The following is a 13112-nucleotide window of genomic DNA, read 5'->3' on the forward strand; positions in this document are numbered from 1 at the left end:
TGCGGTTATGTCGTCGCACCGCCCTCGCGCGCGCAATTGTCCACCGCGCGTCGGGGAGGACGGACGGCGCAGCGCCTGCTATAAGCGCCCGGCGCACCGGCCGCTCCCCGCGGATATCCGGCGGCCGCAACGAGAACGACCAGCGAAACGCCGACATGCCCGATCCCATCGTCCTCATCCCCGCCCGCCTCGCCGCGACACGCCTGCCGGATAAGCCCCTCGCGGACATCCACGGGGAGCCGATGATCGTGCACGTCTTGCGGCGGGCCGAGGAAGCGGGCATCGGCCCGGTCGCCGTGGCAACCGACACGCCCGCGATCGCCGAGGCCGTCACGAAAGCCGGCGGACGCGCGGTGATGACGCGCTCGGACCACCAGTCGGGCTCGGACCGGATTTACGAGGCTCTCGAGCGCCTCGACCCCGATGGCCGGCACGACATCGTTGTCAACGTGCAGGGTGACCTGCCAACCATCGATCCGCGCGTCATCGTGGCCTCGGCGCGCCCCCTCGCCGACCCCGCCGTCGACATCGCGACGCTTGCCGCGGTCATCACCCGCGAGGAGGAGCGGACGGAACCGAGTGTGGTCAAGGCCATCGGCAGCGAGATCGCGCCAAGGCACCTGCGCGCGCTCTACTTCACCCGCGCCACCGCACCCTACGGCGAAGGGCCGCTGCTGCATCACATCGGCCTCTATACCTATCGCCGTGCCGCGCTCGCGCGCTTTGTCGCCCTGCCACCCTCGCCGCTGGAGCGCCGCGAGCGGCTCGAGCAGCTGCGGGCGATCGAAGCCGGAATGCGCATCGACATCGTCGTCGTGGACGACGTGCCACTCGGCGTCGACACGCCGCACGATCTCGAACGCGCCCGCGCCATGCTCGCGCCGCGCCGCTGACCTTTTATCCGCGAGGACTTCCCCAATGGCCAAGAAGATCATCGCCTATCAGGGCGAGCCCGGCGCCAATTCGCACATTGCCTGCAAGGACGTCTATCCCGACTGGGAACCCCTGCCCTGCGCGACCTTCGAGGACGCCTTTGCCGCGGTGCAGGAGGGGCGAGCGGAGCTCGGCATGATCCCGATCGACAACTCGATTGCCGGGCGCGTCGCCGACATCCACCACCTCCTGCCGACCTCCGGCCTTCACATCGTCGGCGAATATTTCTTGCCCATCCACTTCCAGTTGCTCGCGCCGAAGGGAGCAACGCTCGCCACGATCAAGACGGTCTACAGCCACGTGCACGGGCTCGGCCAGTGCCGCAAGATCATCCGCAAGCTCGGTCTGAAGGCCGTGGTCGCGGCTGATACGGCAGGATCGGCCCGCATGGTCGCGGAATGGAACGATCCCGCCTCGGCCTCGCTCGCCACGCGGCTCGCCGGCGAGATCTACGGCCTCGACACGCTCATGGAGGACGTCGAGGACGAGGCCCACAACACCACCCGTTTCGTCATCCTGTCGCGCACGGCGCAGTGGACGGAAGCCGGCAACGGAAAGGCTGTCACCAGCTTCGTCTTCCGCGTGCGCAACGTGCCGGCGGCGCTTTACAAGGCGCTCGGCGGCTTCGCCACCAACGGCATCAACATGACGAAGCTCGAGAGCTACATGATCGAGGGACATTTCTTCGCCACCCAGTTCTATGCGGAGGTCGAAGGCCACCCGGATGACAGGTCGCTCAAGCTGGCACTGGAGGAACTCGGCTTCTTCTCGCGCGAGCTCAACATTCTCGGTGTCTTCCCCGCCCATCCCTATCGCGAGAATATTCGCGAGGCGGCCGAGTAGAAGCCGCGGGCCGCGGTGCTGCGCGGCCTGCCGCAACGTGATATGGTACCGCAACAAGATGAAGCTGGCCCCGTCAGCCGGCTCAGCGAAAGTCGTGTTGTCGTACCAGTGTCGCCCTTTTGTGGCCGTTCTCCTGGTCGAGGCTGCACGCCAATCGCTAGATCAGGGAGCCGCGCCATGTCGATCATCATCAGACGTGCCACACCGGCCGACATCGAGGCCATCGGTCGTCTCGTCATCGACGTTTGGCGGGAGACCTACCGCGGCATCCTGTCCGACTATGTGCTCGCGACCCAGACCGTGCCGGTCGGCGAGCGCAGCATCCGCTTCGTCGGGCTCGACAGCGACGGCAGCGGCCGCGCCGCGCTCGTCGCCGAGCGGGCCGGCGCAATTGTAGGCTTCGCCGCCGCGGGTCCCGCGACTGACGGCAGCCTCGGCACCGCAGCCGAGATCGCGCCCCCCTATGTCGCCCGACGGCTCCAGTTCCGCGGCATCGGCGGACGCCTGATGGGCGGCCTCGCCCATGCGCTCATGGCCTCTGGTCATGCCAGCGCCGGCCTTTGGATTCCGCGCGACAACGTGGCGGCGGTGGCCTTCGCCCGCGCGCTGGGCGGCACCGTCGCCGGCACGCGCAGCACCTGCGCCGGCGAGACGATGCTCGAGGAAATAGCGGTCATCTGGCCCGATCTCAACGATCTCGCCGTCTGGCACGAGGAGCCGGTCGCACTCTCCCGCGCCGGCCGGGCGGCACCGGGCCTTGCGGCATCCGACATCGTCGCCGCCGATGCGCTCGCCCGACTGCGGCCAGGCGGCTGATCGGCGGCTCAGAAGCTCTCGCCCTCCTCGACGAAGGCCTTGAGGATGTGGTGCGCGATGGCGAAGGGCAGCGGGGCGGTGAACCCGTCCGGGTGCTCGCCGCGCAGCATGGCACCGACCTCCGCCCGCGTGAACCAGCGCGCGTGCTCCAGTTCGATCGCATCCACCACGAGATCCTCGTCGAGGGCCTCGGCGAGGCAGCCGACCATCAACGACGACGGAAACGGCCAGGGTTGCGAGGCGAGGTAGCGCACCCTCCCGGTGCGGATGCCTGCCTCCTCCATGGTCTCGCGGCGCACGGCGTCCTCCACCGTCTCGCCCGGCTCCACGAAGCCGGCGAGGCAGGAATACATGCCGGGCGCGAAGCGCGCCTGCCGGCCGAGCAGACAACGGTCTCCACGAACCGCCAGCATGATGACGACCGGGTCGGTGCGCGGAAAGTGCTGGGCCCCGCAGGCGGCGCAATCCCGCCGCCAGCCGCCGCTGGCGCTCGCCGTCCGCGCTCCGCAATTGGCGCAGAAGCCGTGCCGGCGGTGCCAATCCATCAGGGCCTTGCCTTCGCCGAGCGGGCCGAGTTCGTCCTGCGGCAACAGACCCTGCACGGCGATGGAGCGCAGGTCGATGGCGAACAGGCCGGTCTCCTTGAGCCGCTCCACCTCGCCGGTTGCGATCAGCGTCGCGAACAACGGCGTACCGTCGAGCGTGCCGAGCAGGGCCGTCTCGGCGACCGGGGCGAGCGCCCCGGCCTCGGCCATGGTGAAGCGGGGCGTGAAGGCCTCGCCATCGCGCCTGAGGATCGGGACGTCTCCGGCGATGACGAAGGAGCGCGCCTCGGGCAGCGCCATCATCGCTGCAATGTCGCTCGCCTTCTCGCGCCGCTCGGAGTGGCGGACGAGACGGTTGCGGGAGAAGCCGATCCGCGCCGACCGTTCAGGAAAGATCTCGCCGGCCGGTAAGGCCGTGTTGTCGGACATGTTGCGGGCCATACATTCCATTCCTGTCATAGGCCAAGCCGGGCGCGCAGTCCCGCCATGAGGCGCTCGGCCGCGGCGACATCATAAGGCTCGGCACGGCCGGCGCCCCAGACCGGGCCCGGCCAGGCGGCATCGCCCCTCGTACGCGCGATCACGTGGACATGCAGCTGCGGCACCATGTTGCCCAGCGCCGCCACGTTGAGCTTGTCCGTCGGCACGAGATCGCGCAGCGCCTGCGACACCTGCCTAATCTCGGCGCTCAGCGCCGCGTGGTCCGCTTCCGACAGATCGACGAGTTCGCGCGCCTGCGCCCGGCGCGGCACGAGGATGAGCCAAGGAAAGCGGCTGTCGTTCATCAGGAGGAGACGCGACAGCCCAAGCTCGCCAATGGCGCGCGTGTCCGCCTCAAGGCGTGCATCGAGCTGGAAGGCATCGGTGGCGCTGTCTGGCATGTCGGGGAGGTCCGCATCCGGTCGGTCCGGCAATTGCCCAATCTATAGGCCTGCCGAGGCGATCGGCCAACGACGAAAGTGGGCGGGCGCGCATTCGCGCGCCCGCGCTGTGGAGCGGCTCCCGCTTGAAGCTTGCACAAGCGGCCACGATCCCCGATATAGGGGGCGGGAGGTTGGCGTTGGACGTTCCACTCGCCAACCGGGTCAGGTCCGGAAGGAAGCAGCCCTAACGAGCACGGGCGGGTCTTCGTTCAGCCTCCCACCTATCAGACCGGGATCTGGCCTCGCTCTCGGGACGTCGCCCACGGCGTCGGACACGTGGTTGCGGCCACGCTTCCCGTGAGCCGCAGCGTGAAGGGGCCGATGACGGATTTCGACACCGTGACGGACGAAAGCGGCGCACCGGACGATGCGCCTGCCCTGCCGGGCCTGCCGCAGCCGGCCCCCGCGCCGAAGTCCGGCGCCTACCGGGTCCTTGCCCGCAAGTACCGGCCCCGCGCCTTCCCCGATCTCATCGGGCAGGAGGCGATGGTGCGCACGCTCTCCAACGCCTTCGAGACCGGCCGCATCCCGCAGGCCTGGATGCTGACCGGCGTGCGCGGCGTCGGCAAGACGACGACCGCGCGCATCCTCGCCCGCGCCCTCAACTACGAGCGCCCCGGCGTCACCGGCCCCACCGTCCACATGCCCGAGCTCGGCGTGCACTGCGAAGCCATCATGGAATCGCGCCATGTCGACGTGATGGAGATGGACGCCGCCTCGCACACCGGTATCGACGATGTGCGTCAGATCATCGACGGCATCCGCTACGCCCCCGTCTCGGCCCGCTACAAGGTCTACATCATCGACGAGGTTCACATGCTCTCGGAGAAGGCATTCAACGCCTTCCTGAAGACGCTGGAGGAGCCGCCGCCGCACGCCAAGTTCGTCTTCGCGACGACGGAGATCCGCAAGGTCCCCGTCACCATCCTCTCGCGCTGCCAGCGCTTCGACCTGCGCCGCGTCGAGGCGGGCACGCTCGTCGCGCATCTGACGCGGATCTGCGCTGCCGAGGCGGTGGAGGCCGAGCCGGAAGCCCTCGCCATGGTGGCCCGTGCCGCCGAGGGCTCGGTGCGCGATTCGCTTTCGTTGCTCGACCAGGCCATCGCCCACGGGGCGGGCCGCGTCGGCGTCGAGGAGGTCCGCGCCATGCTGGGCCTCGCCGACCGCGGCCGCATCATCGACCTGTTCGAGCATGTGATGCGCGGCGACCTGCCGGCCGCGCTCGGCGAGTTGAAGAGCCAGTATGACGCCGGTGCCGATCCCGCCGTCATTCTCACCGACCTGGCCGGCTTCACCCATTTCGTCACCCGCCTCAAGCTCGTGCCGGCCGCGGGTGAGGATGCCGCCATAACGGACGTCGAGCGCACGCGCGGCACCGACTTTGCGGCGCGGCTCTCGGTGCGCATCCTCTCGCGCACCTGGCAGATGCTGGTAAAGGGCATCGCGGAGGTGCAGGCGGCGCCCCGACCCATCGCGGCCGCCGAGATGGTGCTGGTGCGCCTCGCCTATGCCGCCGACCTGCCGACGCCGGATGAGGCGCTGCGCCTCCTGCGCGAGGGCAATGCCTCCGCGCCCGCGGGCAGCGGCGGTGCCGGGCCCGCCGGTGGCGGCGCGACGATGAGCGGCACCGAAAGCCCGCGCCCGATGCTGGCCGCGAGCGGCCCTGCCCTCGCCCGGGCGCCCGCCGCGGCCCCGGCCATGGAGCCCGCCGTGCCGCAGATGCGGCTCGCCCGCTTCGAGGACCTCGTGGCGCTCGCCGGCGAAAGGCGTGACATCGGGCTGAAGCGCGCGCTGGAGCGCGACGTGCGCCTCGCCCATTTCGAGGACGGGCACGTGGAATTTGCGCTCGTCGACGGGGCGAGCAAGACGCTCGCCGGCGACCTCTCGCGCCGCCTGCAGGAGTGGACGGGTCGGCGCTGGGTCGTCTCCATCGCCCGCGAATCCGACACCCCGACCCTGCACGAGAAGGCGGAAGCGGAAGCTGCCGAGCGCCTCAGCGGCGTCGCCGGCCACCCGCTCGTCCAGGCGGTGATGCAGCGCTTTCCCGGCGCCGCGATCGTCGACGTGCGCAACATCACGGCCGAGGAAGCTCCGGCGCAGCCGGTGGGGGAAGGGCTCGCCCCGGCGGACGAAGAGCTCTATATCGACGATGACTTCTGATCGGACCGGCGTCCGGTCGCCCGATGTTCTGATCGCTTGAGCGGGAGCCACGACCATGAAGGACCTGATGGGCCTGATGAAGCAGGCGCAGGCCATGCAGCAGAAGATGGCCGACATGCAGGCCGAGCTCGGCAACCTCGAGGTCGAGGGCACGGCTGGCGGCGGCGTGGTCTCCATCCGTATGACCGCCAAGGGCGAAGTCCGCGCCGTCAGCATCGACCCGAGCCTGATGAACGCCGACGAGAAGGAGATCCTCGAAGACCTCCTCGTCGCCGCCAGCAACGACGCGCGCCAGAAGGGCGAACGCCTCGCCCAGGAGCGCATGGCCGAACTGACCAAGGGCCTGCCGCTGCCGCCCGGGATGAAGCTGCCGTTCTGAGGGGTATTTCGTGTTCCTAGAACAGAGCCTTGCTGCAATTCTCGGAGGTATCGTGGCGGGCGTATTTACGCTTGCGGGTGCCTATTGGTCTTTGCGTTGGCAGTTCACCAGACAGCAACGTGAGCGTGACCTAAGCGTGAGAACGCTTTGTAAATATACAATATCATATGTCCATGACATGGCTATTGAGCTTGACAATATTTATAAGATCAATGGATTTATATCGTACAAGATTATCGACATAATAGAAACAACTATACAGATTTTTAATAGAAATATGGAGCATATGATTTTTGTAACGGACGAGAAATTACGGGAAGAAGTTCGATATTTTTTGTACGAGATGTTTTACAGGATTCAGACGGCAAAGAATATACAGATTTCCCTTGACCAGGTACTGCGACAGGCAGGACTGGATGCTACAAGCGGAAAGATGGAAGAAGCAGCCGCCGCCGAAAAGGTGAACGAGCTTAAAGGCGCCGCGCAAGAAGCTATACTTCAGATTGTCCGCCATTCACTCGCAGGGGCGGAACTGAAAACAAAATTGCAGTAAGAATAATGCCCTCACCCGTCGGACCCGAGATCGAGCGTCTCATCCAACTTCTCGCCCGCCTGCCCGGGCTCGGCCCCCGCTCGGCCCGGCGGGCGGCGCTGCATCTCATCAAGAAGCGCGAGCAATTGCTCGCGCCGCTCGCCGAGGCTGTGCGCATCGCCGCCGAGCGCGTCGTCGTCTGCTCCAGCTGCGGCAATGTCGACACCAGCGACCCCTGCGCCATCTGCGCCGATGCGCGGCGCGACCCCTCCGTCCTCATCGTGGTCGAGGACGTGTCCGACCTGTGGGCGCTGGAGCGCGCGGCCGTCATGAACGCGCGCTACCATGTTCTCGGCGGCGTGCTCTCGGCGCTCGACGGCGTGCGGCCGGAGGATCTGAACCTCGAGGGGCTCGTTGCGCGCGCCGCTGCGCCGGAGGTCAAGGAAGTCATCCTCGCCCTCAACGCCACCGTCGACGGCCAGACGACAGCCCATTACATCACCGACCTCCTCTCGCAGCTGCCGGTGAAGATCACGCGCCTCGCCCATGGCGTGCCTGTCGGCGGCGAGCTCGACTATCTCGACGAGGGCACGCTCTCGGCCGCCATCCGCCAGCGCACGTCGTTCTGATGTCCACGCCGGCAGTTCACGCGCCGTTCATGCTTGCCCCGCATGATGGCGCCGGACGTCGCCGCGCGCGAGGAAGGGCTGCATGACGGGGTTCATCGTGAAAACCACGGCGGCGGCGCTCGTCGTGGTCGCGCTCGCCCTGTTCGTCACGGCCGATCTTGCCGGACGCCTCTCGGGGCCGGGCGGACCCGCCGACACGGAGGCGGCCGCCTCAGCCGTCGACATCCCTGCCCCATCGCCGGCGAGCGGCACGAGCGAACACCTGACCAAGGACCGCAACGGTCATTTCGTGGCCGCGGCGCACATCAACGGCGTCGCTGTGCGTATGCTGGTCGACACAGGCGCGAGCCTTGTCGTCCTCAACGAGGACGATGCGGCGCGCGTCGGCATGCGCCCCTTCCCGAGCGACTACAGGCACCGGCTGAACACCGCCAACGGTGTGACGCTGGGCGCTCGCAGCATCTTGCGCGAGGTGCGGCTCGGAAGCATCGTCGTGCGCGACGTGGATGCCGTCATCCTCAAGCGCGAGGCGCTCGCCACCGGCGGGCTCCTCGGCATGTCGTTCCTCTCCCGCCTCGGCGGCTTCGAGACCACTGCCGACACGATGGTGTTGAAACCTTGAGGCAAAAGCGACGTTGATCCCCTCGGTCCAGCTTCCGCCGCCATTGGCGGCGAGGCTTGGAGCCGAGCCATAGCCCGTTATCCCGAGTGCCCATCAGAAGGACGAAGCCAACTCCATGTTTCCGAAGCCTCTGCCGGCCCTGACGCCGAACACCTACGACTACGAATCGCTGCCGATGGTGAAGCCGACCGGCTTTCGCGAATATGACGCCCGCTGGCTGTTCCAGAAGGAAATCAACCTCATGGGCGTGCAGGCGCTGGGCATGGGCCTCGGCACGCTCATCAAGGAGATGGGGGTCAAGCCCGAGATCGTGACCGGGCACGACTTCCGCGGCTATTCCTCGGCCATCAAATATGCCCTCGTCTCCGGCCTCATGGCCGCCGGCGTCCGGGTGAAGGACATCGGCCTCGCTCTGTCGCCGATGGCCTATTTCGCACAGTTCGACCTCGACGTGCCAGCGGTCGCCATGGTCACCGCCTCGCACAACGACAACGGCTGGACGGGCGTGAAGATGGGCGCGCGCCGCCCCGTCACTTTCGGCCCCGAGGAGATGGGCCGGCTCAAGGACATCGTGCTGTCGGCAAGCTTCGACCTCACCGGCGGCGGCGCCTATGAATTCGTCGAGAACTTCCCCGCCCGCTACATCGCCGACCTCACCGACCGGCCGAAGCTGACGCGCAAGATCAAGGTCGTCGCCGCGTGCGGCAATGGCACGGCCGGCGCCTTCGCGCCGAAGGTGCTGGAGGCGATCGGCTGCGAGGTGATCCCGCTCGATGCCGAGCTCGACCACACCTTCCCGCGCTACAACCCCAACCCCGAGGACATGAAGATGCTTCATGCCATGGCGGAGAAGGTGCGCGCGACGGGCGCCGACGTCGGCCTCGGCTTCGACGGCGACGGCGACCGCTGCGGCGTCGTCGACAACGAGGGCAACGAGATCTTCGCCGACAAGATCGGCGTCATGCTCGCGCGCGACCTGTCGAACCTCCACCCCGGTGCCACCTTCGTGGTGGACGTGAAGTCGACCGGCCTCTTCAACACCGATCCCGCCCTGCAGAAGAATGGCGTGAAGGTGGATTACTGGAAGACCGGCCACAGCTACATCAAGCGCCGCGTCAGCGAGCTTTCGGCGCTCGCTGGCTTCGAGAAGTCGGGCCACTTCTTCTTCAACAAGCCGGTCGGCCGCGGCTATGACGACGGCATCCTGACGGCCCTCGCCGTCTGCGACATGCTGGACCGCAACCCGACGAAGTCGATGGCCGATCTCTACCGCGACCTGCCGAAGACCTGGGGCTCGCCAACCATGGCGCCCCACTGCGCCGACGAGGTGAAGTACGAGGTCGTCGAGCGCGTGGTGAAGCGCTTTGTCGCAATGAAGGACGCGGGCGAGGCCGTCGCCGGACAGAAGATCGCGGACCTCGTCACGGTGAACGGCGTGCGCGTCGTCGCCGAGGACGGCACCTGGGGTCTCGTGCGCGCCTCCTCCAACAAGCCGGAACTCGTCGTCGTCGTCGAGAGCCCGGTGTCGGAAGCGCGCATGCGCGAGATGTTCAAGGCCGTCGACACGGTGCTGCGCGAGAACCCGGAAGTCGGCACGTACAACCAGACGATCTGACCGTCTGTATCACACGGGCAGGCCCTCGGCCCTGAGGGCCTGCGCCAGGCGGACAGGATCGGTGAAATGGTGCGCGGCCATGCCGACGGCACGGGCCGCCGCCACATTGGCCGGGCTGTCGTCGATGAAGAGGCACTCCGCGGCAGTGAGGCCGTAACGCTCGACGAACAGGCGGTAGATCGCCTCGTCCGGCTTAACCAGCTTCTCCTGCGCCGAGACGACGGTGCCGAGGAAGCCCTCGAGGAAGGGAAAGCGCGCACGCGCGAGGGCGAACTTCTCGGCCGAGAAATTGGTGATGGCATAGGTCGGCACACCGGCGGCGCGCAACGCCTCCAGGATGCGCACCGTGCCCTCGATGGCACCCGGCACCATCTCGTCCCAGCGCCGGTCATAGGCCTCGATCTCCGCCCGCCACTGCGGGAACGCCGCCACGCGTTCCGCAATTGCCTCGGCGAAGGAACGGCCGCGATCCTGCTCCAGGTTCCATTCCGGCGTGCAGACCTCCGCCAGGAAGCGCTCGACCCGCTCCTCGTCACCGTCGAAAATGCGGCGGTAGAGGTGGCGCGGATCCCAGGAAATCAGAACGTTGCCGACGTCGAAGACGACGGTGGTGATGCGCGTCCTGGTCGCGACCTCACGGTCGATCATGGTGCGGCTGGCTCCCTGAGGCTGAATCGCGGGCTGCAATCTGCGCCACGGCGGCGGCGCGCACAAGTCGCCGGCGCGGGTCCGCGTTCAGCTCACCTTGCAGGTCGACTGGCCGTCGCGCGCGACCTGCGCCACCGAGCGTGGGCGCATGTAGGTCGTCTCCGTCATGCGCAGGACGCCGTTGTCGAAGACATTGCCGAACAGGCCCAGCATCTCGAAGACGCCGGCAAGACCGGTGGAATAGGGGTAGGTCACCTGGCCGACGATGACGGAAGAACTGACGTTGCTGGCAAGATCCGCCGCCGACGCGGGGAAGGTGTAGGCCGACCCCGCCGCCGGCGCGATGCCGGCCTTGTTGGCATCGGACCAGCACACGCGCGCCGCCCCCTTGCTGTCGATGTAGACGCTGAAGAGGGCAAGCTCCGCCGCGGCCGGAGAATAGGGCGCCATCACCGCCGCCGCGGCCGCGAAAATGTTGTCCTTCTCGCTGTCGCTGATGCGGCTGCGCTGGGCGGTGAGATCGGCCAGCGCCCGCGAGGCGATGGTCAGCTTACGATCGATGCTGATGCCGATAGTCGTCACGGCCATGCCGAGATACATGATGAGCATGAGCGGCAGCACGAGCGCGAACTCGACCGCGGCAACGCCACGCCGATCGCACCTGAAGGCACGGAACCGCGCTGTCAAACGGGTCGGGGCTGCGGAGATTTTGCCGGCAACGCTCATGCACTCATGCCCCCGAGGCCTGCGGCTGCGGAAATGGCTCGTTGCGGAAGGCCGCCGAGGACATGATCAGCCGGTTGCCGTTGGCGAGATTGCCGAGGCCGGGATTGAGCAGCGGCACAAAGATCCGCACCTCGAGCGCGACGCGCACCACGACGATGTCGCCCGCCTGGCCCGGCGAGAAGGTGAAGTCGCGCGTGTCGACCTCGCCCCGGTCGTTGATGGGTAGCGACGTGTCCGCCCCGGCAAAACCGGCGACGGTGCGCACGTCGATGGCGGCGCGCGCGCGGCACTCCTCCGCGCTGACCAGCACGAAGGGGCCCTGCGCGCACACGTCCTCCTTGAATCTCTTCAGCTTTTCGTCCATCGAGCCGCCGTAGGCGCCGGCCTGCACCTGGCCGGTAAGGATGAGCCGCGCCGAATTCTGCACCGCCGTCTCGAGCGACTGTTCCGTAAAGAAGACGAGCGCTGTCTCGATCAGCGTGAACATCAGGGCAATGAAGGGGATGACGACGATGGCGAATTCGACCGCCGTCGCGCCCTCGTCATTGCGGCCGAACAGCCGCAACAGGGATATGAAACGGCGGGAACGTTGCCTGGTCGAGCCCATTTGGCTTTCCCCCTGCCCATCGTCATCGCCGCCGCCCGCACCGGCCGACAGTGCCTTCCTTCAACGGGATGCAAGATATGGCCATGCAATCCGCAGCGCCAGCAAAAGCCGGAACGATGGTTACGGCAACTATTCGCCGGTGGCGAGCTTGTTGCGCTGCTTGGCCTGTTCTGTCCGCTCGGAGAAGTAGCTCATGTCGTCGCCGAGCGTCAGCATGGGCTGGCAATTCGGCGTGCACGACAGCGACTCCCGCCCGGTGCCGCGCATGACGGTGACGACCGTCGCCGCCGGCGCCTCCACCTGGATCAGGGATTCGGCAACGACATTGCCGCCCGCGTCGATCGCGATGAGATTGGTGGTGCCGTAGCTCTTGCCGGTGACGACGAGGACGCCGTTGCGCTGCAGGTTCACGTCCGCGATGGCCGGATTCCCGACGACGACCGTCTGCGCGCCGGCCGGCAGGCGCACGAGCCGCGCCTGGTCGGCCGTGACCGTGACCGTCTCGCCCGCCGTCAGCGCTTGTGCCGGCGAGGAGGCCGCAAGACAGGCAAGCGCTACGGCAACCGCGGCAAGTCCGGCCCGGCCATAGGCCAAGCTCATGTTCCAGCGCCCCATCATGCCGCCAATCCCTCACCTTCCCACGAATATTGCCGACAACTTGCCGGAGAATGGTGAAACTTTGCCTAACGCACCTCGCCCCCATGTCCATTGATGCAAACAGTGCAACAGCACGGCGCTGGAGTGCGCGACCGCCTCCAGCCGTCATGCCCGGGCTTGTCGCGGGCATCCACCTCCCGGAAGTCGCGCAACATCAAGGCGTGGATGGCCGGGACGAGCCCGGCCATGACGGGAGCGGTGCACCCAGCGCCGCCGAAACGCTCACATGCGGAACAGCTTCGACAAACCCGGCGCAGGACCAGATTGGGCATCCCCGCCGCCCCTCCTCCGGACGGGACAGTTACTATTTGTCGACAATTGTAATAACCTACGTTTAACTATGTTGCGCAAGTCGTCAGCATGTGCCACTTTCTCTGATCACTTTAACTTTGCCGAAAGAAGCAGGCGATAACGTCGACGCCAGTTCCGAGCGGTGCAGCGAAAACAACCGGCGGACAGTGCAGCAGTGATAGCAGG

Annotated in this window: 15 protein-coding genes and 1 other RNA gene; 10 read left to right on the top strand and 6 right to left on the bottom strand. The window is 67.2% G+C overall.

The window, feature by feature from the left end:
* The first annotated feature begins 155 nt into the window (after nt 1-155).
* The 3 genes from BOQ54_RS16220 to BOQ54_RS16230 all read left to right on the top strand — a co-directional run bounded on the left by BOQ54_RS16220 (nt 156) and on the right by BOQ54_RS16230 (nt 2592).
* Nucleotides 156-893, top strand: a complete 738-nt coding sequence (locus BOQ54_RS16220) for a 3-deoxy-manno-octulosonate cytidylyltransferase (RefSeq protein WP_055460171.1) — start codon at nt 156-158, stop codon at nt 891-893.
* A 25-nt stretch (nt 894-918) separates the two neighbouring features.
* Entirely contained in the window at nt 919-1776 is an 858-nt protein-coding gene (locus BOQ54_RS16225) for a prephenate dehydratase (protein ID WP_055460170.1), read from the top strand.
* Nucleotides 1777-1953: 177 nt separating this feature from the next.
* Nucleotides 1954-2592, top strand: coding sequence for a GNAT family N-acetyltransferase (locus BOQ54_RS16230; RefSeq protein WP_055460169.1), 639 nt, complete (start codon nt 1954-1956; stop codon nt 2590-2592).
* A gap of 8 nt (nt 2593-2600) precedes the next feature.
* Here the strand turns inward: BOQ54_RS16230 and nudC are convergent, their stop codons facing one another.
* Both nudC and BOQ54_RS16240 read right to left on the bottom strand, forming a co-directional pair.
* Nucleotides 2601-3578 (bottom strand): NAD(+) diphosphatase, encoded by a 978-nt coding sequence (nudC, locus tag BOQ54_RS16235; RefSeq protein WP_245280579.1) that lies wholly within the window; start codon nt 3576-3578, stop codon nt 2601-2603.
* 14 nt (nt 3579-3592) lie between these two features.
* Nucleotides 3593-4018, bottom strand: a complete 426-nt coding sequence (locus BOQ54_RS16240) for an HIT domain-containing protein (protein WP_071924292.1) — start codon at nt 4016-4018, stop codon at nt 3593-3595.
* Between the two features lie 167 nt (nt 4019-4185).
* Between BOQ54_RS16240 and ffs the strand changes: the two genes are divergently transcribed.
* The 7 genes from ffs (at nt 4186) to BOQ54_RS16270 (ending at nt 9997) form a co-directional block, all read left to right on the top strand.
* Nucleotides 4186-4282, top strand: an RNA gene (gene ffs / locus BOQ54_RS16245) — signal recognition particle sRNA small type.
* Between the two features lie 99 nt (nt 4283-4381).
* Entirely contained in the window at nt 4382-6220 is a 1839-nt protein-coding gene (locus tag BOQ54_RS16250; RefSeq protein ID WP_145979789.1) for a DNA polymerase III subunit gamma/tau, read from the top strand.
* A 55-nt stretch (nt 6221-6275) separates the two neighbouring features.
* Entirely contained in the window at nt 6276-6599 is a 324-nt protein-coding gene (locus BOQ54_RS16255; RefSeq protein ID WP_055460167.1) for a YbaB/EbfC family nucleoid-associated protein, read from the top strand.
* 10 nt (nt 6600-6609) lie between these two features.
* Entirely contained in the window at nt 6610-7152 is a 543-nt protein-coding gene (locus BOQ54_RS19860) for a hypothetical protein (RefSeq protein WP_141659697.1), read from the top strand.
* A 5-nt stretch (nt 7153-7157) separates the two neighbouring features.
* Complete coding sequence (gene recR, locus BOQ54_RS16260; RefSeq protein ID WP_055460166.1) at nt 7158-7760, top strand: recombination mediator RecR; 603 nt, start codon at nt 7158-7160, stop codon at nt 7758-7760.
* An 82-nt stretch (nt 7761-7842) separates the two neighbouring features.
* A complete protein-coding gene (locus BOQ54_RS16265) occupies nt 7843-8382 on the top strand; it encodes a retropepsin-like aspartic protease family protein (RefSeq protein WP_055460165.1) in 540 nt (179 codons plus the stop codon).
* A 115-nt stretch (nt 8383-8497) separates the two neighbouring features.
* Nucleotides 8498-9997 carry a phosphomannomutase/phosphoglucomutase gene (locus BOQ54_RS16270; RefSeq protein WP_063189818.1) on the top strand — a complete coding sequence of 500 codons (1500 nt, stop codon included), beginning with the start codon at nt 8498-8500 and terminating at the stop codon, nt 9995-9997.
* 9 nt (nt 9998-10006) lie between these two features.
* Here the strand turns inward: BOQ54_RS16270 and BOQ54_RS16275 are convergent, their stop codons facing one another.
* The 4 genes from BOQ54_RS16275 to BOQ54_RS16290 all read right to left on the bottom strand — a co-directional run bounded on the left by BOQ54_RS16275 (nt 10007) and on the right by BOQ54_RS16290 (nt 12578).
* Complete coding sequence (locus BOQ54_RS16275) at nt 10007-10645, bottom strand: HAD family hydrolase (protein WP_055460163.1); 639 nt, start codon at nt 10643-10645, stop codon at nt 10007-10009.
* Nucleotides 10646-10732: 87 nt separating this feature from the next.
* Complete coding sequence (locus tag BOQ54_RS16280; protein WP_055460162.1) at nt 10733-11371, bottom strand: TadE/TadG family type IV pilus assembly protein; 639 nt, start codon at nt 11369-11371, stop codon at nt 10733-10735.
* 4 nt (nt 11372-11375) lie between these two features.
* Nucleotides 11376-11978: a TadE/TadG family type IV pilus assembly protein gene (locus BOQ54_RS16285; RefSeq protein ID WP_063189814.1), complete on the bottom strand. Its 603-nt coding sequence runs from the start codon at nt 11976-11978 to the stop codon at nt 11376-11378.
* A 129-nt stretch (nt 11979-12107) separates the two neighbouring features.
* Nucleotides 12108-12578, bottom strand: coding sequence for a pilus assembly protein N-terminal domain-containing protein (locus tag BOQ54_RS16290; protein WP_245280578.1), 471 nt, complete (start codon nt 12576-12578; stop codon nt 12108-12110).
* Nucleotides 12579-13112: the final 534 nt, after the last annotated feature.

This window comes from Chelatococcus daeguensis (assembly GCF_001887265.1).
In the GTDB taxonomy this organism is placed as follows: Bacteria; Pseudomonadota; Alphaproteobacteria; order Rhizobiales; family Beijerinckiaceae; genus Chelatococcus_A; species Chelatococcus_A sambhunathii.